Annotated in this window: 25 protein-coding genes; 8 read left to right on the top strand and 17 right to left on the bottom strand. The window is 52.9% G+C overall.

Translation table 11 applies throughout. The annotated features are described in order from the left end of the window. Window positions 1–4: 4 nt before the first annotated feature. The 5 genes from phnK to phnG are packed head-to-tail and all read right to left on the bottom strand — an operon-like array spanning window position 5 to window position 3,741. Complete coding sequence (gene phnK / locus KO503_RS06240; protein ID WP_215990691.1) at window positions 5–775, bottom strand: phosphonate C-P lyase system protein PhnK; 771 nt, start codon at window positions 773–775, stop codon at window positions 5–7. Then, on the bottom strand, window positions 772–1,641 hold the full coding sequence (locus KO503_RS06235) for an alpha-D-ribose 1-methylphosphonate 5-phosphate C-P-lyase PhnJ (RefSeq protein ID WP_215990690.1): 870 nt from the start codon (window positions 1,639–1,641) through the stop codon (window positions 772–774). Before KO503_RS06235 ends, phnK begins: the two co-directional genes overlap by 4 nt. Next, window positions 1,638–2,726, bottom strand: a complete 1,089-nt coding sequence (locus KO503_RS06230) for a carbon-phosphorus lyase complex subunit PhnI (protein ID WP_215990689.1) — start codon at window positions 2,724–2,726, stop codon at window positions 1,638–1,640. Before KO503_RS06230 ends, KO503_RS06235 begins: the two co-directional genes overlap by 4 nt. Then, the gene (gene phnH / locus KO503_RS06225; protein ID WP_215990688.1) at window positions 2,726–3,286 is read right to left on the bottom strand and encodes a phosphonate C-P lyase system protein PhnH; all 561 of its coding nucleotides are present in this window, start codon (window positions 3,284–3,286) and stop codon (window positions 2,726–2,728) included. The genes KO503_RS06230 and phnH overlap by 1 nt, the downstream gene beginning before the upstream one ends. After that, entirely contained in the window at window positions 3,286–3,741 is a 456-nt protein-coding gene (gene phnG, locus KO503_RS06220; RefSeq protein ID WP_215990687.1) for a phosphonate C-P lyase system protein PhnG, read from the bottom strand. The genes phnH and phnG overlap by 1 nt, the downstream gene beginning before the upstream one ends. A gap of 93 nt (window positions 3,742–3,834) precedes the next feature. Between phnG and phnF the strand changes: the two genes are divergently transcribed. Next, the gene (phnF, locus tag KO503_RS06215; protein WP_215990686.1) at window positions 3,835–4,548 is read left to right on the top strand and encodes a phosphonate metabolism transcriptional regulator PhnF; all 714 of its coding nucleotides are present in this window, start codon (window positions 3,835–3,837) and stop codon (window positions 4,546–4,548) included. A 21-nt stretch (window positions 4,549–4,569) separates the two neighbouring features. Here the strand turns inward: phnF and KO503_RS06210 are convergent, their stop codons facing one another. From KO503_RS06210 to KO503_RS06180, 7 genes are all read right to left on the bottom strand, one after another. Next, on the bottom strand, window positions 4,570–5,184 hold the full coding sequence (locus KO503_RS06210) for a chloramphenicol acetyltransferase (protein WP_215990685.1): 615 nt from the start codon (window positions 5,182–5,184) through the stop codon (window positions 4,570–4,572). A gap of 1 nt (window position 5,185) precedes the next feature. Beyond that, a complete protein-coding gene (locus tag KO503_RS06205) occupies window positions 5,186–5,830 on the bottom strand; it encodes an SDR family NAD(P)-dependent oxidoreductase (RefSeq protein ID WP_215990684.1) in 645 nt (214 codons plus the stop codon). Next, window positions 5,830–7,146, bottom strand: a complete 1,317-nt coding sequence (phnE, locus tag KO503_RS06200) for a phosphonate ABC transporter, permease protein PhnE (protein WP_215990683.1) — start codon at window positions 7,144–7,146, stop codon at window positions 5,830–5,832. The genes KO503_RS06205 and phnE (KO503_RS06200) overlap by 1 nt, the downstream gene beginning before the upstream one ends. Then, window positions 7,143–8,009, bottom strand: coding sequence for a phosphonate ABC transporter, permease protein PhnE (gene phnE, locus KO503_RS06195; RefSeq protein ID WP_215990682.1), 867 nt, complete (start codon window positions 8,007–8,009; stop codon window positions 7,143–7,145). The genes phnE (KO503_RS06200) and phnE (KO503_RS06195) overlap by 4 nt, the downstream gene beginning before the upstream one ends. 67 nt (window positions 8,010–8,076) lie before the next feature. Continuing rightward, a complete protein-coding gene (gene phnD / locus KO503_RS06190) occupies window positions 8,077–8,982 on the bottom strand; it encodes a phosphonate ABC transporter substrate-binding protein (protein WP_215990681.1) in 906 nt (301 codons plus the stop codon). A gap of 55 nt (window positions 8,983–9,037) precedes the next feature. Continuing rightward, a complete protein-coding gene (gene phnC, locus KO503_RS06185) occupies window positions 9,038–9,856 on the bottom strand; it encodes a phosphonate ABC transporter ATP-binding protein (RefSeq protein ID WP_215990680.1) in 819 nt (272 codons plus the stop codon). Window positions 9,857–10,127: 271 nt separating this feature from the next. Then, entirely contained in the window at window positions 10,128–10,928 is an 801-nt protein-coding gene (locus KO503_RS06180) for a hypothetical protein (protein ID WP_215990679.1), read from the bottom strand. Between the two features lie 334 nt (window positions 10,929–11,262). Between KO503_RS06180 and tig the strand changes: the two genes are divergently transcribed. Continuing rightward, entirely contained in the window at window positions 11,263–12,591 is a 1,329-nt protein-coding gene (gene tig / locus KO503_RS06175; protein WP_215990678.1) for a trigger factor, read from the top strand. A 104-nt stretch (window positions 12,592–12,695) separates the two neighbouring features. Next, window positions 12,696–13,022, top strand: a complete 327-nt coding sequence (locus tag KO503_RS06170; RefSeq protein ID WP_215990677.1) for a hypothetical protein — start codon at window positions 12,696–12,698, stop codon at window positions 13,020–13,022. Here the strand turns inward: KO503_RS06170 and KO503_RS06165 are convergent. From KO503_RS06165 to rpsF, 4 genes are all read right to left on the bottom strand, one after another. Continuing rightward, window positions 13,019–13,501: a lytic transglycosylase domain-containing protein gene (locus KO503_RS06165; RefSeq protein ID WP_215990676.1), complete on the bottom strand. Its 483-nt coding sequence runs from the start codon at window positions 13,499–13,501 to the stop codon at window positions 13,019–13,021. The two genes, KO503_RS06170 and KO503_RS06165, sit on opposite strands and share 4 nt — an antisense overlap. Window positions 13,502–13,673: 172 nt before the next feature. Continuing rightward, window positions 13,674–14,294 carry a 50S ribosomal protein L9 gene (rplI, locus tag KO503_RS06160; protein ID WP_215990675.1) on the bottom strand — a complete coding sequence of 207 codons (621 nt, stop codon included), beginning with the start codon at window positions 14,292–14,294 and terminating at the stop codon, window positions 13,674–13,676. Window positions 14,295–14,307: 13 nt separating this feature from the next. Next, on the bottom strand, window positions 14,308–14,535 hold the full coding sequence (gene rpsR / locus KO503_RS06155) for a 30S ribosomal protein S18 (protein WP_005852865.1): 228 nt from the start codon (window positions 14,533–14,535) through the stop codon (window positions 14,308–14,310). Window positions 14,536–14,561: 26 nt separating this feature from the next. After that, window positions 14,562–14,915 carry a 30S ribosomal protein S6 gene (gene rpsF, locus KO503_RS06150; RefSeq protein WP_215945516.1) on the bottom strand — a complete coding sequence of 118 codons (354 nt, stop codon included), beginning with the start codon at window positions 14,913–14,915 and terminating at the stop codon, window positions 14,562–14,564. A gap of 338 nt (window positions 14,916–15,253) precedes the next feature. Here rpsF and fabD point away from each other — a divergent pair, with 338 nt between their 5' ends. The 3 genes from fabD to KO503_RS06135 all read left to right on the top strand — a co-directional run bounded on the left by fabD (window position 15,254) and on the right by KO503_RS06135 (window position 17,488). Continuing rightward, a complete protein-coding gene (gene fabD / locus KO503_RS06145) occupies window positions 15,254–16,186 on the top strand; it encodes an ACP S-malonyltransferase (RefSeq protein WP_215990674.1) in 933 nt (310 codons plus the stop codon). A 51-nt stretch (window positions 16,187–16,237) separates the two neighbouring features. Continuing rightward, the gene (gene fabG, locus KO503_RS06140; protein ID WP_215990673.1) at window positions 16,238–16,975 is read left to right on the top strand and encodes a 3-oxoacyl-[acyl-carrier-protein] reductase; all 738 of its coding nucleotides are present in this window, start codon (window positions 16,238–16,240) and stop codon (window positions 16,973–16,975) included. Between the two features lie 279 nt (window positions 16,976–17,254). After that, window positions 17,255–17,488: an acyl carrier protein gene (locus KO503_RS06135; protein ID WP_215945513.1), complete on the top strand. Its 234-nt coding sequence runs from the start codon at window positions 17,255–17,257 to the stop codon at window positions 17,486–17,488. A gap of 52 nt (window positions 17,489–17,540) precedes the next feature. Here KO503_RS06135 and KO503_RS17995 read toward each other — a convergent pair whose 3' ends face one another. Continuing rightward, window positions 17,541–18,563, bottom strand: coding sequence for a PilZ domain-containing protein (locus KO503_RS17995; RefSeq protein ID WP_215990672.1), 1,023 nt, complete (start codon window positions 18,561–18,563; stop codon window positions 17,541–17,543). Between the two features lie 491 nt (window positions 18,564–19,054). Here KO503_RS17995 and fabF point away from each other — a divergent pair, with 491 nt between their 5' ends. Further along, window positions 19,055–20,317: a beta-ketoacyl-ACP synthase II gene (gene fabF / locus KO503_RS06125; protein ID WP_215990671.1), complete on the top strand. Its 1,263-nt coding sequence runs from the start codon at window positions 19,055–19,057 to the stop codon at window positions 20,315–20,317. Further along, complete coding sequence (gene mltG, locus KO503_RS06120) at window positions 20,317–21,483, top strand: endolytic transglycosylase MltG (protein WP_215990670.1); 1,167 nt, start codon at window positions 20,317–20,319, stop codon at window positions 21,481–21,483. The genes fabF and mltG overlap by 1 nt, the downstream gene beginning before the upstream one ends. Window positions 21,484–21,496: the final 13 nt, after the last annotated feature.

Below are 21,496 nucleotides of genomic sequence, written 5' to 3'. Positions count from 1 at the left end.
TGTGTTACACCTGCAAAACGGAAGAAACTAAAAGTTGCGTATAGGCATGTTGCGGATCGTCTAGCACCTGATCTGTCAGGCCCGATTCAATCACATGACCGTCTTTCATCACCATCAGCCGATCCGCCAAAAGGCGTACAACAGCCAAGTCATGGGTGACGATGATCGCGCTGAGGTTCATCTCGCGCACAAGACCGCGCAACAGATCCAGCAGACGCGCCTGCACCGACACATCCAATCCGCCCGTGGGTTCATCCATAAACACCAGACGCGGGCCTGTCACCAGATTGCGTGCGATCTGCAACCGCTGCTGCATGCCGCCTGAGAACGCCGTGGGACGATCATCAATCCGGTCTTCGGTGATTTCCACCCGTCCGAGCCAATCGATGGCCTCAGCGCGGATATCACCATAATGGCGCGCATTCACGGCCATCAAACGTTCGCCAACATTACCGCCAGCGCTGACATTCATGCGCAATCCGTCACGGGCATGTTGATGCACAAAGGCCCAATCAGTGCGGCTGAGCATCCGGCGTTCGGGTTCGGACATGGTTATGGTATCGCGTAGCCCTTCAGCGCGCGTGTCAAAGCGCACAGCGCCTTGGTCTGGTGTTAGATGTCCTGCCAAACAGTTCAGCAAAGTGGACTTGCCAGAGCCACTCTCGCCCACGATCCCCATGACTTCGCCAGGGTAAAGATCAAAGGACACATCGGTGCAGCCGATCCGTGCGCCGTAGAATTTTGCGATGTTTTCAACTTGCAACAGGGGCGTCATGCTGCGTCCTCCTTAAATGGTACGCCTTGCGCGCCCACATGGCCGTTTTTGCGGCGGCTCGTGCAGTAATCCGTGTCTGAACACATGAACATGCGTCCGCCTGCGTCATCGACGATCAGCTCGTCCAAATAGCTATCCTCTGCGCCGCACAGATCACAGGCGTGATCGGCTTTGGTCGGCTGGAATGGATAGTCATCGAAATCAAGGCTCACGACTTGTGTGTAGGGCGGGATCGCATAGATGCGCTGCTCGCGCCCTGCGCCAAACAGTTGAATGCCCGCCATTTCCAATTTCGGATTGTCGAATTTCGGAATAGGCGAGGGGTCCATCACATAGCGCCCTTCAACCTTGACCGGATAGGCGTAGGCTGTGGCGATATCACCGTGTTGGCTGATGTCTTCGTATAATTTCACATGCATCAATCCGTATTCTTCGAGACTGTGCATCTTGCGGGTTTCCACCTCGGAGGGTTCCAAAAACCGCAAAGGTTCAGGGATCGGCACTTGATAGACCAAAATCTGATCATCGCGCAGGTCTTGTTCTGGAATACGGTGACGGGTTTGAATGACGCTGGCCTCGGTTGTGGCCTCAGTCACGGCAACGCCTGCGGTCTTTTGGAAAAACCGTCTGATCGACACCGCATTCGTGGTGTCATCGGCGCCCTGATCAATCACTTTAAAGGTGTCATCAGGCGTCAATATGGCGGCTGAAACCTGCACGCCGCCTGTACCCCAACCATAAGGCATCGGCATTTCGCGGCTGGCAAAGGGCACTTGATACCCAGGGATCGCCAAGCCTTTTAAGATCGCGCGGCGGATCATGCGTTTGGTCTGTTCATCCAGATAGGCAAAGTTGTAATCGCTCATTGGGCGGCCTCCTGTGACATGGCGTCTTGCGCCTCACGACGCAGCTTGCGGATCAGTTCAAGTTCGGATTGGAAATCCACGTAATGGGGTAGTTTGATATGCTCTAAAAACCCTGTCGCTTGGATGTTATCGCTATGATACAAAACGAATTCTTCGTCTTGTGCAGGCGCGCCAAGATTGTCTTCGCCAAGTTCTTTCCAACGCAAGGCACGGTCCACCAAAGCCATCGAGATTGCCTTGCGCTCGGTCATGCCAAAGACCAAGCCATAGCCACGGGTGAACTGTGGTGGTTCGGTTTTCGACCCTTGAAATTGGTTCACTGTTTCGCATTCTGTCACCGTGATCTCGCCAATATCGATGGCAAATCCCAGTTCAGGAATGTCCATTTCGACCGCAACAGCACCGATGCGCAGCTCGGCCACAAAGGCGTGGTTGCGCGCATATCCGCGCTGGGTGGAATAGGCCATGCCAAGGATAAATCCTTCATCGGCGCGGGCCAAAGATTGCAATCGCAGCGCTCGGCTGGCGGGCAATTCCAAGGGCTTGCGCGTCAAATCGTCTGGCGTGGCGTCGCTTGTTTTTTCGGGTTGGATCAGGTTTTCACGATCCAAAAATGACATGATATGTGGCGTTGGCTCGGTCGGGGCCGTCGTCGATGGGGCTTTGGGCGCTTCGCCATCCGCGGCCAATTTGAAATCCAAAAGACGGTGGGTGTAATCAAAGGTTGGTCCCAACACTTGCCCCCCCGGCGCATCTTTGAATGTGGCCGATACACGACGATCACATTGCATAGTGTCAGTGTCGATCGGGTTAGACCCGCCAAACCGAGGCAAGGTGGTGCGGTAAGCGCGGATCAGGAAAATCGCCTCAATCAAATCGCCACGCGATTGTTTGATCGCAAGGGCGGCCAAGTCGGGATCATAAAGCGATCCTTCGGCCATCACGCGATTGACCGCAAGCGCCATTTGTTCGCGAATTTGTGCGACACTCAGCTCGGCCACATCCGTGTCGCCACGGCGCTCTTCAGCAAGCCAAGCGTGGGCATTATCGATGGCGCGCTCGCCACCTTTGACAGCAACATACATCAGCCGACCCTCGTTGTACGTGGCAGCGCCGCAAGGCGGTCGCTGCAGGTGAAAATGAAATCTAGGCCCAGCGGGAACAAGGCTGCGTTGGATTGGAAGGCGTCGGTCTTTGGTAAAGACAGTGCGGTTTGATCCTTGATGCCGGGGCCGCGTAAAACTGCGCCTGTATTGGACAGGGACTCGCATTCGACAATCAAAGTAGCAGAGCGATCTGGATATTCTGCCGTACCAATGGCAAAGGCGGACACAGGCAGGTCTTGCCATGTGCCAACCGCAAAGATCGCTGCCTCAGCCGTCACAAAAGGCGCGCCGGTGTGAAATGTGATCCAATCGCGCAGTTGTTGCGAGTCGTGACTTGGGGCCAAATAAATGGGTGTTTCAGGGTCGCAAAGCGTCAATAATACCACGCCAGCGGCCTTCGATAAAGGCGCAGGAGGCAATGCGCCTTGCAGCGTTGCAATCTGACCCGGGCGGGCCATCGCGGTCATCACAGCACGAAACGCGTGAGACGAGTCAACGGCATGATTGTCAAAGCCGCCTTCTAAAACATGGGCTTGCATCAATCTTCTCCTCTCACCATGGTGAAAAAATCGACCTTGGTCGCGGCAGCCTTGGCGGCGCGGGTGGATTTCTTTTGCGTCATTGTCGCTTTGAGTGGGGTGAGAACACCGTCACGCACGCGTGCGGCGGCATCGGTTTGCATCAACGCATCAATCAAGGCCGCTTGCAGTGCATGGTTCTTGTCGCGCCCTTGCACATAGCCATGGCCAACCGTGCCATCCTCAAGTTTGACTGAGGCGCGGGTGACGGTGATTTCGCCCAAATTGAACGCTTCGCCAATTGCGCCAGCGCGGCCACGCACCATGACGCCACCGATTTCAGGGGCACGCAAAATCTGGTGTGGCGCAGCCAAATCAAGGGCGGCCCAATGTTGGGCGACATCGCGGGCGGGCGCTTTGGCCAGCAGTCCCAGCCACGCCTTGCGAGCGGCGTTTGGGTCGGTCATGACATTCATCTAGACACCTTTTGAGATATACTATACAACTATACAAATAATACTGAAGTGCCCCGTTCATTCCAATCCCCTTTACTGTGAAGTTTTAGTGACATGCCGCCACGCACCCCGATCTGGAAAGCTATCGCAGCCTCGCTGCGCAACGACATCGCTGAAGGCGTTTATGCGAGGGGGCATAAGCTTCCGACGGAAACGGCCTTGGCGGCGCGTTTCGGCGTCAACCGTCACACCGTGCGTCACGCCATGTCGGCATTGGCAGATGAGGGGCTTATTTATAGACGGCGCGGATCGGGCGTGTTTGTGCAAACGACCCCCACCGACTATCCCATCGGGCCAAGAGTGCGGTATCACCAAAATCTGAAAGCCGCAGGGCGGACCCCCGCCAAAACCGTTTTGTCCCGCGAAACCCGCCCCGCCAATGCAGCAGAGCGCGCAGCGCTTGAATTGGACGAGGGGGCCTTGGTGCATATGTATGAGGGGCTGTCACTGTCCGACAATCAAGCCATCGCCTTGTTTCGCAGTGTGTTTCCCGCCGAGCGCTTTCCTGAGTTGTTGAGCTATCTGACGGATAACTCTTCTGTCACTGCGGCGCTCGCGCAGTTTGGCGTGACGGATTACACGCGGGCCTCAACGCGGATAAATGCCAAACTTGCGACCGCGACGCAGGCCTTGCATTTGCAAATCTCTGAGCACGCGCCGATCCTGCGCACCATCAGCGTCAATGTTGATACCGATGGCGTGCCGATTGAGGTGGGGCGCACGTGGTTTGCGGGCGATAAGGTGACACTGACCTTGGCTGACACCTAGCCGTCGAGATTAAAAGTGACGCTATTCGTAGCGCTCAAGAAAGGCCTCGGCAGACAGATTGCGGAAATCATCCAAAGTCTCGCGCAGCTGGTCATGCGGCCAATCCCACCACGCCAGCGCGATCATACGCGCGGCAATATCATCTGAAAATCGAGGGCGCATCGGCGTGGCGGGCAGGCCGGCGACGATCATATAGGGTGGCACGTCTTTGGTGACTATCGCGCCACCTGCCACAACCGCGCCATGGCCTATGGTGACACCAGGGCGCACTTGCGCGCCGTGGCCCAGCCAAGTGTCATGGCCTATTGTTGTACGGCGCGACCGCCTGTGTTCGAACCACGCGTCATCATGGCCCGCATCTTCAAAGTAATCGGCTGAGCGGTAATGAAAATGGTGCAAGCTGGCTTTGTCCATCGGATGATCCGTGGCACCAATGCGCACGAAAGCGGCGATGTTTGAAAATTTACCCACAGAGGTATTGGCGATGTCTGCAAAACGGTCGCAATAGGAATAATCATCCAAGCTTGAATGCGCCAAACGACTGCCGCGCCCGATTTCCACGTATGCGCCAAAGGTGCTGTCATTGATGTCGCAGTCAGAGTGAATGAACGGTGTGTTCTCGCTTAAACGTGCCATGCTAAAATGCTCTTTCTTCGCCCGTCCATTTGAAGAACTTTCCAGTCTGCTCTAGGCTTATCGTCTGAGCCACGTCGATGACACCTTGCGCCACCTCTTGGGGGCTGTACTCGGCGTCATCCCCTCCCATCTCGGTGCGGACCCAGCCCGGATCAATCAGGCCAACTGTGATGCCTTGAGCATATAAATCCGTGGCCAACCCCTGCATCACTTTGTTCACCGCTGTTTTGGAGGCGCGATAGGCGATGCGATCAGACTTTGCGTAGCCCATCCATGCCATTTGGCTGGACATGGTGAGAATACGCGGGTTTGAACTTTGACGGAGCAGTGGCAGACAGGCGTTGCTGACACTCAGCGGACCGGCCACATTCACCGCGAATGTTTCTGCCATGCCGTTGAAATCCATGTCTGTCGTGGATTGCCGCTTTGGTCCGATGATACCAGCGTTGTTGATCAACAGATCTATTGGCTGGTCAAGTGCAGCGATTGATCTGCGCACATCTTCGGGGGCGCGCAGATCAAAGCAAATATCGCCACCTTGGCCTGCGCGCGTCGCACGAATGACTGTCATGCCTTGGGCTTCAGCGGCGGTTGCAAGAGCGGCTCCAATGCCGCGATTGGCCCCCGTGATCAAAGCCGTTGGCATCAGTGACCGCCCTCGTCGCCTTTGATCAACTTGTTGCGCAACCAACCAGAGAGGCTGTCCATCGACATCACCAGCAAGATGATCAAAACGATGTAGTAGCTCACTTCTTCCCAGTCTTTTTGCGTGGCAATCGCTTGGGTCAATAACAATCCGATACCGCCACCGGTGATCGCACCGATGATTGTGGCCGAACGTGTGTTGGATTCGAAATAGTAGAGCACTTGTGACAACAGCACCGGCGTGATTTGTGGGATGACCCCGAAACGGTAGCGCTGCAAAGGTTTCGCGCCGGTTGAGGAAATGCCTTCGATCTGTTTCTCGTCGACGTTTTCAAGCGCTTCTGAGAACATCTTGCCGAATGATCCTGTGTCCGTCAGCAAAATCGCCAAAGACCCTGTGAGGGGGCCGGGGCCAAAGGCACGGCTGAGGATGATGGTCCAGATCAATCCGTCCACGCCACGCAAAAAGTCAAACACGCGACGCGCGGCAAACCGCAGGCTGCCCAGAGGGGTAAAGTTTCTTGCGGCTAAAAAGCCAAGGGGCAGGGCGATGATGGCCGCACCAAACGTCCCGAGGAAGGCCATCAAGACAGTTTCGACCAAGGCCCATGCCACGTCGCCGTGACGCCACATTTTATTGGTCCAAAAATCATTGGCGATGGCGCCCGCTTCGCCTGAAAAGGCATGGCTGGCCAATGTCGCAATCCCCATACCGTGATAGGGGCTATCGAGAGTGAAAAAGAACAACTCCCAACCGTAGGCATATTTGAAAACTTCCGCACGATTGCGCGTGACGCTCAGGCGGCCTGCGTCTGTTGTGATGGCCACACGGTTTTTGGAGGCGCTGATCCAGTTGGGCAGGTCGCCTGCTGGAAAGGTTGCATTGACGCCGGTTCTGCCCGGTGTGGCGGTAAATGTGCCATAATCAGGAATTTCGAACCGTACAGTTTCGCCCAAAGTCACAAGATACCCGTCGCCCAAATCAACCAATGTATCTGCTGTTTGATCGGCCCCAAGCGTGACCCATTCGGGGGCTGTGCCGTCGGGGTATGTGCCTTTGCGCTCACCTTCGATGGACACAGAGGTCGCGCCGTTGCGATTGTCGAGTGTCACATGGGTTTTGTAACTATAGGCATCGCTGACCAAGGTTTGCGCGTTCTTTAGATTTACACGTTCACCAAGGCCCAGAATATCAAAAGAAAAAAGCGTGTAGCACAGATAAAGTATGATGACCAAAGGCCAAGCGATTGCGGTCACGCGCTTGCGTTGGAAGAGTGGCAGAACACTGGTGTGAATATCGGTGGTGCTGGCAGTCATGACGCGACCTTCCGCTCTGATGATTTGCCGTGAGTCAACCGGTCACGCGCCCAGCTTGACACTTGATCGACGACGACAATGGTGATGAACAACAACAAGAAAATGGCTGCGGCTTCGTCAAATTTACCTTGGCCCCAAGACATTGTGTTGCGCAGGTCATAGCCGATGCCGCCTGCGCCAACAAAGCCCAGAATGGCCGAGGCACGGATGTTGATTTCAAAGCGCAGCAGCGCATAGCTAATATAGTTCGGGGCCACTTGCGGTATCACACCAAACCACATGCGTTGGGTCCAGCTTGCCCCAACTGACGCGAGCCCCTCGACAGGCTTGAGCGATGCGTTTTCATTGACTTCGGAAAACAGTTTTCCCAATGCGCCAACGGTGTGCAAGGCAATTGCGATCATCGCCGGAATAGGGCCGCCGCCGAGCATGAAAATCAGCACCAATGCGACGACAATTTCAGGGACAGCACGCAAGATATCCAGCACACGGCGCAGTGGGCCGATCAACCATGGAAATGGCGCCAAGCCACGAGTGACCATCAGCGAGGCCATCAAGCCGCCAATTGCGCCAAACAGGGTCGCAGCTCCTGCGATGTTGATCGTCTCAATCATCGAAGGAAGGTATTTAACGAAATAGCCAGGTAAGTAAGCGATGCGCGCGATGGCTTCGCTTGCGACATCGGCAGGAAAATCTAAAGCATTGGGCAAACCGTCCCAGAAACCGCCAGCGTTGCGATCATTTGCGGTCATGAAACCGGCAACCAAAAGTGCCACAAACAGGATCAGCAATATGCCATTCAACCCCCGTTTTCGGCGTGCTTGCGCCATATAATGCGTATGGATTTCGCTGATATCTGTCATCTTTTTTCCTTTAAAAAAGCAGGCCCTGAACCTTCAGGGCCTGCTTTCTATGTCAAAGTAACTGGGATCAGTTGTTTTTAGCCAAACGTGCCGCGATGATAGACAGGTAAGCGTCATGACCGATTGGGAAGAAGCCAGCCGTTTCGCCAGCTGCAACGCTGTAGGCACAATCTGGGTCATTTTTGTGCAATGAACCAACAACTTCGGTCATTTTTTCTTTTACATCAGCAGGCAAAGTCGAACGCAGAACGATTGGACCTTCTGGGATCGTTTTAGAGCGCCAGATTTCAACCAGATCGTTCATGTCAACGAGACCTGCATCAACCGCCTTGCGCAACGCGCCAGAGTTGTAGCCGTCTTCCCATTCGCCTTGGCCGTCAGCCCAAGTCACACCAGCGTCGATGTCGCCGTTGTTCACAGCAACGATTGTTTGCTCGTGACCACCGGTGAATTTAACTTCGCCAAAGTAATCGCCAGATTCCATTGTGATTTCATCGCTGGACTGGGGGATTTCGATGGAGGGGATCAAGTAACCGGATGTAGAGTTCGGATCGCCAAAGCCAAAGACTTTACCCTTCATGTCTTCCAAAGATGTGATGCCGCTGTCTGCGCGTGCAAAACCGATGGAGTGGTAGCCGAATGAGCCATCAAGGTTGGTTTTGACCAAGATGGGTTCAACAACGTCTTCGTCAGCCAAGTATACAGCTGCATAAGCAGATGCGCCGAGCCACGCCATGTCGATTGTGCCGCCGAGCAAGCCTTGGATCACGCCATTGTAGTCAGCTGGCGCAAACAATTTTGTTGGAACGCCCAAAGCTTCGGTCGCGTAGTCAGCCAAACATTGGTTGCTGTTCATGCGGTCTTGCGCGTTTTCACCGCCCAAGATGCCGATGCGGAATTCTGTGATCTCTTGAGCAAAAGCTGAACCAGAGATGGCTGTTGTCATAAGTGCAAGTGCGATGATCTTTTTCATCTGAAGTCTCTCTTTGGTTGAAACAGCCCCGCCATGCGAGGCAGAAGGGGAAAAATTATAGGGCCGCAACGTCATCTATTAGAGTTTGTGCCGCCGTGGTCGTTTCAATCTGGGTCGACGTGGTCGCCTCAGAAAAACTTGCATCAGCACCGTAGATTTCGCGTGCCATGCTTGTGGTCAATTGATCTGGCGTGCCGTCGAACACGATACGTCCAGCCCGCATGCCAATCACGCGGTCGCAATAGCGACGCGCTGTATCAAGGGTGTGAAGGTTGGCGATGACCATCCGCCCGTCTTGTTCGTGAATATCGCGCAAGGATTGCATGACCACTTGCGCGTTCATCGGATCAAGCGAGGCGATGGGTTCATCGGCCAGAATAATTTTCGGGTCTTGCATCAAGGCGCGGGCAATCGCGACGCGCTGTTGCTGTCCGCCAGACAAGGCTTCGGCGCGCTTGGGGGCGTGCTCTGCGATGCCCAAGCGATCCAGAATGGAAATGGCCTGATGGATGTCTGCATCTGGGTATAGGTTAAACATCGTGGACAGGGTTGAACGACGGTTCAACGTGCCGTGCAACACATTCGATACAACATCCATACGCGGCACCAGATTAAACTGTTGAAAGATCATCGCGCATTGCGATTGCCAGTTGCGCTTGGCCGTGCCGCGCAGGGCTGTGACATTAAGACCCTCAAAAGTGATCTCGCCCGATGTCGCATCATTGAGGCGATTCAGGATGCGCAGCAAGGTGGATTTACCTGCGCCAGAGCGCCCGATAATACCAATCATCATCGGTTTTTCGACAACAAAGCTTGCCGCATGGACGGCGGTATTGGCGCCAAAAGATTTCGTTACAGATTCAAAACGCAGCATCACGTACTCCCGTGTTAAGGGGATCGATACGCATGGCGTGTTTAACTAATGTGTGATTCTGGTGAAGCTTTTGTAACCGCCCAAGATGACGCTGGGGCGTCAGCGATTAAAGAGTGTGAAGGCGGAAAAGATCACGCAGGTACACGCGAGTATTTTAAAATTTGAGGGCATAGAAACTTTGGGGTGTAGAAAAGAATAAAGCCAAACCACCTTTAAAAGATGGTTTGGCTTTGAATACGTAAAGCTTAGGTCGCACAAGTGATCTTGGCCCTTAGTCTTCAAGCTCGTAGACAAGGAAACCGCTTGAGTCATCATCCGTGCCGTAGAGTTCAGAACCGGTGATGTCGTAAATAACTGTGTCACCATCTGTGGTCACATCTATGTTGCCTTCAATAAGACCACCTGCTGCTACATCGCCTAGCTCACCAACGCCAGCAACATTGCCTATGTCTGAGGTGTCATAAAAATTCCCGTTGAGATCAATGTCGAGCCGGTATTGGGCGCCATCTGATGCTACTGTTGTATTGTCTGTTAATGTACCTGTGCCCGAAGCTTCTAGCTGCCATTGGTTTGTATTGGTGCTGTCGTAAAAACCATCATCGAAGTCTAGCGTTCCCGCAAAGGCGACACTGCCATCCAGTTCGGTGACTTTACTTTCATCTGTAGCATCTGAGTCTAAAAAGTTGTTTGTCAACGACCCTGAAACGGTTGCGTCGCCAAAGTCGACGTCCATGGTCATGTCCCCGACCAGTCTAGTGTCGTCGTCGTCGTCGTCATCATCAAATGTTTCATCAATAGCGTTGATCGCATAAGTGCCTTGAAGGCTTGCTGTCGCGTTTTCTGGCGCATCCTCCAACAGCGCAGCCTCCAAATCCGCATCGGACTCGAACTCATCCAAAACTGAGATCGCATCGTTACGATTTGCGACATACTCATTGTAATTCGCTTGGTCTCCTGCGCTACTACCTGAGTTTACGTCATCCTCAGCGTCTGTCTCAGTGCCTGTTGAAACATCACATGCGCTTAAAAAAGATACGGAGAGAACCAGAGAATATAAAAGAGTGTGTTTCATGCTACGCCTCGTTGGGTATGGAACGTGGCGCCTTCAAAATAAAAGGCGGCCACGACTTAGTACCAAATTTTTAATACTTTCGTTTTGGGTCGTTTAGCAGTTTTGGGATGGCGATGGGACTCAAATCGTCTGGCGTTTTTTGCCAAATGGCGACTGTGCCCTGCTTTCAACACTTCGACAAATAGCCCTTAGGTGCCATGTTCCGCCCCTATCCTATGGAATCGTCTTGCATGCGCGCAGTTGACCCCCTAGAAGAACCCCTGATTTATAGGGCTGCCTTTGGGGGCGGTCTAACGATGACGTAAAGTCTAGACGTATAATAAAGGACGCCAACATGCAGGTCACCGAGACCCTCAACGAAGGTCTGAAGCGCGGCTATCAGATCACTATCACTGCAGCTCAGCTTGACGAAAAAGTAAATGCCAAGCTCAAAGACGCGCAGCCAGAAATCGAAATGAAGGGTTTCCGCAAAGGCAAAGTGCCTATGGCGATGCTCAAAAAACAATTCGGCCCAAAAGTTCTTGGCGAAGCGATGCAGGAATCTGTTGATGCGGCGATGACATCTCACTTCGAGACATCCGGCGATCGCCCAGCAGGCCAGCCTGATGTGAAAATGGATGGCGGCGAAGATTGGAAAGAGGGCGACGATGTTGTCGTCAATGTGACTTACGAAGCACTGCCAGAAATTCCAGAAGCTGACCTGTCCGACGTGAAACTCGAAAAGCTCGTTGTGAAAGCCTCTGAGGCTGAAGTGACTGAAGCTCTTGAGAACCTCGCGAAAACGGCTCAGAACTTTGAAACCAAAGACGGTGCAGCAGAAGACGGCGACCAAGTTGTGTTTGATTTCTTGGGCAAAGTTGACGGCGAGGCATTCGACGGCGGCGCGGCTGAAGATTACCCACTTGTTCTTGGCTCAGGCTCTTTCATCCCTGGCTTTGAAGATCAACTTGTTGGCGTAAAAGCTGGCGAAGAGAAAAACGTTGAAGTCACATTCCCTGAGGAATATGGCGCAGAAAATCTTGCTGGCAAAGCGGCTGTTTTTGAGTGCAAAATCAAAGACGTAAAAGCCCCTGCAGATGCTGCAATTGATGACGAATTGGCTAAAAAATTCGGCTCAGAAGATTTGGCAGCTTTGACAGCTCAAGTGACTGAGCGCCTTGAGGGCGAATACGCTGGTGCGTCTCGCGCGATCATGAAGCGTGCGTTGCTTGATCAGCTTGACGGCAAAGTCTCCTTCGAATTGCCACCTTCTCTTGTTGAAGCTGAAGCAAACCAAATCGCGCATCAGCTGTGGCATGAAGAAAACCCAGAAGTCGAAGGCCACGATCACCCAGAGATCGAAACAACTGAAGAGCACACATCTTTGGCTGAACGCCGCGTGCGCCTTGGTTTGTTGTTGGCTGATATGGGCCAAAAGCAAGAGATCGAAGTTACCGATGCTGAGCTGACCCAAGCGGTTATGACCCAAGCGCGTCAGTACCCAGGTCAAGAGCGTCAGTTCTTTGAATTTGTTCAACAAAACCCACAAATGCGCCAGCAACTTCAAGCGCCAATCTTTGAAGACAAAGTTGTCGACTGGATCGCTGAAAACGCTGACGTAACAGAAAAAGAAGTCACTAAAGAAGACTTGGAAAAAGCCGTCGAAGCCCTCGACGCTGAGTAACTGCGAGACATGGTGGCCATTTGAGGTACCATGCTCATAGGTTGATATTAAGGCCGCTCCTAGCAATAGGGGCGGCCTTTGTAATTTTTAGATCGAGACAGTTGATGCGACTTTTTAGTCTATGTTTGTTGGTTGCGCCCGTGGCGGCACATGCGATTTCGCCAGAATGGACGGCGGAAAAATGCGATCGTTACACGCGCGCGTGGCATATGGCGACGGAGGGCCTGGCGACAGGCATTCTGTCTGACAGGTTTATCGCAGACCACGACGCGTTTTTAGACTCGGGCTGTACCATTCGCGGTGCGGTTTGCCCGATGACCAAGCCAGAATATGACTTGGCCAATATGTTATCGCTTATGGCTGTCGCTGAGGGTGCGACGGGATCATTTCTGCCGTTCCATTGTGCAGCAGCGTCCGTGCCGCAGGATTAGCTGCGTAAACCCGTCTCATATAAAAGCCCCAGACGCTTGGCCTCATAGTAATAGCCATGGGCGTACCACTTCATCGCATCATCTATGTCGCCGTCCGCGACCAAATAGGCGCCTTTCAAATACTTGCCTGCGTATTTCAGATTCACATCTGCATCCAGTAATTCGCTTGCAGGACCGCGATGTCCCATGGTGCGGGCTGTTTGTGGTAGGATTTGCAGCAGGCCATAGTAAGGCGCGGCATAAGCCCATGGCCGATGCGTGCTTTCACGCACGGCTTGGCGATGGATCAACTCGCGCGGGATTTCATAAAAATCAGCCCATTTGTTGATCAGTGCGCGCAGTTCCGGTGTTTCATTGGGGAACAGCGGTGGATTATATCCACTTCGCGACACAGGCGTACCTTTGCGCCCGCAGGCTGTCAGGGCTAGGGATGAAATTGCGGCTATGACAAAGGCGCGACGGGAAAGGGGTGCTGGCATTGGGGGCTCCAAAAATGTTGCCCCTATGATCACGCAAGCGCCGCTCAAGGGAAGCTTAAAAAATGAGATCGGCAATATATCGCAAACTGCAGGCCATTCTGTATACGCAAAATACATGAAAAAAAGGCCCCACAAATGCGAGGCCTTTTCTAAATCGTCATGCGTTGGAAGATTACTCTTCTTCAGCAGGGGCTTCTTCTGCGGCAGGCGCATCGTCATCACCAAAGTCTTCAGAAGCGGCAGCGCCCATTTCGTCGAACAATTCAGAGATTTCGAATTCTGCTTCTGCTTCAGCTTCTGCTGCGAGTTGCTGAATGGATTTACCTTCAGCTTGCAGTTCAGCTTCTTCAGTCGAGCGCGCAACGTTGAGAACGATAGTCGCTTCAACTTCAGCGTGAAGAACAACAGAAACCTCGTGAAGACCCAAATCTTTGATCGGGGCTTTCAAAGCAACCTGTTTGCGATCCACTGTGAAGCCTTCGGCCTCAGCAGCTTCAGCCGCGTCACGTGGTGTGACGGAACCGTAGAGCGCACCAGAGTCAGAGGCAGAGCGAATGATGATGAACTGTTGGCCATCAAGTTTCGCAGCAGCTGCTTCTGCTTCTTTTTTGGTTTCCAAGTTACGGGCTTCAAGCTGAACTTTTTGTGCTTCAAAGGATGCGATGTTTGCATCGTTCGCACGAAGAGCTTTGGCTTGTGGCAACAAGAAGTTGCGCGCGTAGCCGTCTTTTACTGCAACAACATCGCCCATTTGGCCGAGTTTTGCGACGCGTTCAAGAAGGATAACTTTCATTGTCTAAGCTCCCTTACTTAACAGCGTATGGCAGAAGTGCGAGGAAACGAGCGCGTTTGATGGCACGAGCCAATTCACGCTGTTTTTTCGCAGAGACTGCAGTGATACGGGATGGAACGATTTTGCCGCGCTCAGAGATGTAGCGCTGCAGAAGACGTGTGTCTTTGTAATCGATCGCAGGTGCATTGTCGCCAGAGAATGGGCAGACTTTGCGGCGGCGGAAGAATGGTTTAGCGGCCATGATATGGTCCTTTCCTGATCTGACGATTAACGACGTTCACGGCGCGGTTCGCGCTCGTCACGTTTTTGCATCTGAACGGAAGGGCCGTCCGCGTGCTCGTCGACTTTGATGGTCAAAATACGCATCACGTCGTCATGCAGGCGCATAAGGCGTTCCATTTCAAGAATACCAGCAGAAGGCGAATCTGTACGCATGTACGCGTAGTGACCTTTGCGGTTCTTGTTGATTTTGTAGGCCATCGTTTTGACGCCCCAGTACTCAGAGAAAACGACTTTGCCGCCGTTGTCTGCGAGAACAGTCGAGAAGTGCTCAACGAGACCCTCGGCTTGTGCGTTGGACAAGTCCTGACGCGAAATGAAGACATGCTCGTATAGTGGCATGAAAGCTCCAGTGCTATTTTCGAGCGCATTTCATAGGTCGGGGCATTGTCCTTTTCCGCGAGCCCGACCACGAGAGACTGCGCTGGTTCATATCCATGCGGAAAGGATGTGCTCTTATACGGACCAGAGCCAAGAGCGCAAGGGCTTTGGGGAGTGTTGCGGCGTTTAAATTGAAGCATTCAACGGGTAAAGCGCGTTTAAAGGCTTGGAGGCCCACAGACAAACCTTTGCAAAGTATAACGCGCTATGTTCAGTTGAGCTTGCCGCGCCGCTTGCAGGTCGTTAGACCCGTAAAAACGGTCTTTTGACCTAGGTATGAAATAAATAAGGGGTCAAGTATGACGCGCGCATTGGTTTTTCCGGGACAGGGTGCCCAAGCGATTGGGATGGGCAAGGCACTTGCTGACGCATACCCAGAGGCAAAAGCCATTTTTGATGAAGTTGACGAGGCGCTGGGTGAAAAGCTTTCTGCGATGATTTGGGAGGGTGATGTGGAAACGCTGACCCTGACGCAAAATGCGCAACCCGCTTTGATGGCAACCTCATTGGCCGCGATGCGTGCGCTTGAGGCTGAAGGCTTTGGTCTTGATCAGGCCTCTTATGTGGCGGGTCATTCTTTGGGTGAGTACGCGGCCTTGGCGGCCGCTGGCGCTTTGACTGTTTCTGACACGGCGCGTCTTTTGCGCACCCGTGGTTTGGCCATGCAGCAGGCTGTTCCTGTTGGTGTGGGCGCTATGGCTGCGTTGCTGGGGCTCGATTTTGACACCGTCAAAGAGGTGGCGCTTGAAGCGGCTGCCGAGGGCGAAGTTGTTCAAGCTGCCAATGACAATGATCCGGGGCAAGTGGTTGTCTCTGGGCATAAAGCGGCTGTCGAACGCGCTTGTGACATTGCCAAAGCCAAGGGCGCAAAGCGTGCTGTGTTGTTGCCGGTATCAGCCCCTTTCCACTGTGTCTTGATGGAACCTGCCGCGAAAGTCATGGCAGAAGCGCTTGAAACAGTTGAAATTCTGACGCCACGCGTGCCTTTGGTCGCTAATGTACGCGCAGCGGCTGTCACGGACCCCACTGAGATACGTTCTTTGTTGGTTGAGCAGGTTATGGGCTCGGTGCGTTGGCGTGAAAGCGTGGGTTATATGGCTGCAAATGGCGTGACCGAGGTTTTTGAAGTGGGCGCCGGCAAGGCTTTGTCGGGCATGATCCGTCGTATTGATAAGTCGATCGCGTGTCGTGCTGTTGGCACACCGACTGACATTGAAAAACTTAAAAGTTAATCCCAACTCTTGGATGAGGGCTTGGTGCTCTTTGTGAATAAGGAATACTATATGTTTGATCTTACAGGTAAAAATGCACTTATCACCGGTGCATCAGGTGGAATTGGCGGTGAGATTGCCAAGGCGCTTCACGCGGCTGGTGCGACTGTTGGCCTGTCGGGCACTCGTGTTGAGCCGCTCGAAGCCTTGGCAGCTGAGCTTGGTGAACGCGCACATGTTTTGCCCTGCAATCTGAGCGACAAAGACAGTGTTGTGGCTTTGCCAAAAGCGGCGGCAGAGGCCATGGGGTCTGTGGATATTTTGGTCAACAACGCAGGCATCACCCGCGATAATCTGTTCATGCGTATGTCAGATGACGAATGGGACAGTGTTTTGAACGTGAACCTGACCTCGACCATGCGCTTGTGTAAAGGTGTTTTGCGTCCGATGATGAAGGCGCGTTGGGGCCGGATCATAAATATCTCAAGCATTGTTGGTGCGACTGGCAATCCAGGTCAAGGCAATTACGCGGCGTCCAAAGCGGGTGTCATCGGCATGTCGAAATCCTTGGCTTACGAAGTTGCGTCACGCGGCATCACTGTGAACTGTGTCGCCCCTGGGTTCATCGCAACGGCGATGACCGATAAGCTGACGGATGATCAAAAAGAGAAAATTAACACTCAAATTCCCGCAGCGCGCATGGGTACACCGGAAGAAATCGCAGCTTCAGTGCTATATCTTGCATCAAATGAGGCGGGCTATACCACAGGGGCCACGATTCACGTGAATGGCGGCATGGCGATGCTTTAACAGGCACTTGGTCTGTGTGCGGTGTTTTCAGTAGAATTTCGATGCCAAATGGCCTCTATTTTAGGGGCGGGACTTGAACACTGCAGGCGATACGCACAAATAGGGACAAATCATTTGCCACTGGTAAAGATTGTGCTATTAGCAGCCAAGAATTCGCAGCGGGGACAATGTGTCGCCGCGATAGAATGTCGTGATGTCCTTGCGGAGATTTCGATATTTTGAAAGGCCCGAGGGCCACTTTAATTGGGCATCGGGCCCATATAACTATGAGGAAATAACATGAGCGACATTTCAGATCGTGTGAAAAAGATCGTTGTTGAGCATCTCGACGTTGAAGAAGACAAAGTGACAGAGACAGCGTCTTTCATCGACGACCTCGGCGCAGACAGCCTTGACACTGTTGAGCTGGTTATGGCGTTCGAAGAAGAGTTCGGCATCGAAATTCCTGACGATGCAGCTGAAACCATCCAAACATTCGGCGATGCAGTTAAATTCATCACTGAAGCGTCCTAAGTTTTAGACTTAGAACAGGTATTGAAGCGGCGTCCTATGGGGCGCCGTTTTTTTATGTCGTGACGTTTGAGCCGTTTTGTTTGTGCAAGGGGCTGTCATTTTTGCCGCTTGGCGATGGATTCGGCTGCGGCGTGAATACACTATTAATCTCTATCTTATCGGCGTCATTGAGTTCAGCGAGGCCGAGGTGTTCGTGACCGATTTGATCTATGCGTGCAATGTGATCCGTAAGTTTTGTCGCTGAGGCCCCGTAGGTGTCGTCGACAAGGGCGTCAAACCCACCGGCTGTCTCATGCGCTGCAACGACGCGTGCGGAAAATACCTCTAATATGTCGGTCATTTCGATTGCCGAGAGTGCTTTTTCAAATTTGATGCCGATAAAATGCTGGTTTTTCCATGTCACACGGGCTTGGCGCTTGGTGTTGCTCATCGTGATGAGCAATTTGGATTTAACTTTAACGTTCAGGCTGGTTTCTAGTTTTGCACCAATTTGGCTTAGGTCGCGCAACTCACCTAATATCGGTGCGCTGCCATCGAAAATCATGATGGGCAAGGTGCACGGGTAGCGGATTGCACGTCTTTGAGCGAGGCCGACACGCATCCAGACCCAAATCGAGGCTGACGCAAAAAATGTGAACAGGCCCAAATACACCGGCGCATTTTGAGACGGTGATATAGGGATGGTAATGTTTTCGGTTTTCGGCTGATAGCGCGGTGCCCTGAACGCGTCGAAATTGTCAGGGTCAAACGTAAGGGATGAGAGGGCTTTGTCGGTTGGTGCTGGCGCCTTGGAAGGGGACGTTAAGCTTGAAGCCGCGTTTCTGATGCGCTCTAAAACAGAAGGTTTGGCGAGATCATCGTTTAAAAAATCCTCAGCGAAAGGGTCACATTCGGTTTCTTGCAGGAAAGTGCTCATGGCTTGGCTTTGTGACGCAAACCTTGGATCGGCGCCAAATCGCGTGGCCATTTGCGTCCAATTGTCCTGTGACAGGTCGTAAAGGTGCCGCCGCGCCACAATAAATGATTCTAAAGCGGCCTTGTTGGCCCCCAGATCTGCTGCGTTAATTTGGTTCACCAACTGCCCACGCGAATAGCGTTCCATTTGTGCGCGAAATGCGCGTTCCGCTGATAGTTGATTTGGGGTTCCCACCGCATTGACATAGGAGTTTGCCGCAGTGTTGAGAGAGGTTAGCCATTTTTCAAGGTTGCAAGATGGAGCCGATTGAGCGGTTAATGGGCTGAAAATGATTATAAAAATCGAGGCAAGACCAAGATTCAAAAGTGGGGGAAAAGGTCGTGATAGAAATATCAATCCCGTCAGGACGTCACAGGCGCGCAGACGCAGCTGTGACGCAAGTCGGAAAAGGGTTGCTCTTGCACCGGTGCGCTGGCGGGGCAAATCGATCTCTCCAGTTTGAAAAAGCGTGACGTGACTTGATATTATGGGGTGACAGTCAATATCTGGTTTACAACGATGCGCCGAAACGGTGTTAGACATGCGGCGGGGTCTTTCATCACTCGCCAAGGGCGTGTATTGAGAGAGAGATTAAAAATGAGGGGGCCGAAATGCGCCGAGTAGTTGTCACAGGACTTGGAATGGTATCACCACTTGCGTGTGGTGTTGAGGAAACATGGACGCGTTTGTTGGCGGGTGAATCTGCTGCTGACACGATTCAACGGTTTGATGCGAGCCATTTGGCCACGAATTACGCCTGCGAAGTGAAGCGCGGCGACGGCACCAATGGGACATTCAATCCCGATGATTGGTTGCCCCGCAAAGAGCAAAAGAAAGTTGATGACTTTATTTTGTTTGGAATTGCGGCGGCATCTATGGCGTTGACTGATGCCAACTGGGAACCTGAGGACGAGGAGAGCCGTCTGCGCACAGGCGTATTGCTTGGGTCAGGGATCGGCGGGTTGTCATCTATTGCCGACACTTCGATTTTGTTGAAAGAAAAAGGTCCGCGCCGCGTGTCGCCTTTCTTTATCACAAGCGCGTTGATCAATCTCATTTCTGGTCAAGTGTCGATCAAATACGGCTTTAAAGGCCCGAACCATTCGGTTGTGACCGCCTGTTCCACGGGCGCACATGCCATTGGTGATGCGGCGCGTCTGATCCAATGGGGCGATGCGGAAGTCATGGTTGCAGGTGGCGCTGAAGCGGCGATTTGTGATTTGGGCATTGCAGGGTTCAACGCCTGTAAAGCGCTGTCCACCAAACGTCGGGATGACCCCAAAGCGGCGTCACGTCCTTATGATGATGACCGTGATGGGTTTGTTATGGGCGAGGGCGCTGGAGTTGTCGTATTGGAAGAATACGAGCACGCCAAAGCGCGCGGTGCCAAGATTTACGCCGAAGTCGTGGGCTATGGCCTGTCTGGCGATGCGTATCACATCACGGCACCTGCCTCTGATGGGGATGGCGGGTTTCGCGCGATGACGGCGGCTTTGGAGCGTGCAGGTATCGCGCCATCCGAAGTGGATTACATCAACGCGCATGGCACATCGACCATGGCGGACACGATTGAATTGGCGGCTGTTGAGCGTCTTTTGGGCGATGCGGCAAACAAGGCGACCATGTCATCAACCAAATCGTCTATCGGTCACCTTTTGGGGGCTGCTGGGGCTGTTGAGGCCATTTTTTCAATCTTGGCCATTCGTGACCAAGTTGCACCGCCCACGATCAACCTTGATAACCCAGCTGTAGAGACCCCGATTGACCTTGCGCCCAACAAAAAAGTGGAACGCGATATCAACGTTGTCTTGTCCAACTCCTTTGGCTTTGGCGGCACAAATGCATCTTTGGTGCTTAAGAAAGTGACCGACTAATGTGGCGAGCTATCGCTTCTAATGCTTTGAGTTTGCTCATTGTTGCCCTTGTCATTTTGGCAGGGGCAATTGCTTGGGGCAAAGGTCAATACACGGCTGAAGGGCCTTTGTCCTCTGCGATCTGTTTGCGGGTGGCCTCTGGGTCGACCATGACGAAGGTGTCCAAACAATTGGAAGAGCAAGGTGCCGTAAGTAGCGGATCAATCTTTCGCATAGGCGCGGATTATACCGATAAGGTGAGCCAGCTTAAAGCTGGGGCCTTCTTGGTGCCTGAAAAGGCATCGATGGAAGAAATCGTCGATATTGTTACGCGTGGTGGAGCCTCGTCTTGTGGCACGGAAGTTGTCTATCGCATCGGTGTAAACCGGACAGATGTGTTGGTGCGTGAACTTGATCCTGCGACGCAAAGCTATGTGCGTGTGGCCGAGTTCTTCCCTGATGTAACCGGCAACGAGCCGACAGACGTTCCTGAAAAATATACCGAAGTGCGCGGCGCTGCCGATACACGGTTCCGTATTTCTGTGGCCGAGGGGACAACCGTTTGGCGTGTTTTGGAAAGTCTTAAAGGTGTCGATTTCCTTACCGGTTCTATAGATACAGATGAGGTGCCTGCTGAGGGCACGCTTGCGCCTGATAGTTATGAAGTGCAAGTCGCCTCAGATGTGGATGATCTGATCGCGCGGATGGTCGAGGCGCAAGAAAACCGTATTGCTGAAATTTGGGAAAATCGCGTCGATGATTTACCGATTTCGTCACCGCAAGAAGCGCTTATCTTGGCATCAATCATTGAAAAGGAAACGGGCATTCCAACAGAGCGCCGCCAAGTGGCCAGCGTCTTTGTTAATCGCTTGAACCAAGGTATGCGCCTGCAAACCGACCCCACAGTGGTTTACGGTGTCTCCAATGGGAATGGTGTGTTGGGACGGGGATTGCGTCAATCTGAACTGCAATCTGATAGCCCCTATAACACCTATCGAATCCCAGCTTTGCCGCCTGGCCCTATTGCTAACCCCGGTCTTGCATCGTTGCAAGCTGCTGTGAACCCTGATGATACGCCCTATATCTTCTTTGTGGCAGATGGCACGGGCGGGCACGCCTTTGCGGTTACCTTGGCAGATCACAACGCCAATGTCGCCAAATGGCGCGAGATTGAAAGCGCCAACTGAGTGTTTGAGTTCA

Source organism: Pacificibacter marinus, from assembly GCF_018860505.1.
Taxonomy (GTDB): domain Bacteria; phylum Pseudomonadota; class Alphaproteobacteria; order Rhodobacterales; family Rhodobacteraceae; genus Celeribacter; species Celeribacter marinus_B.
This window is presented reverse-complemented; position numbering and strand designations above follow the sequence as displayed.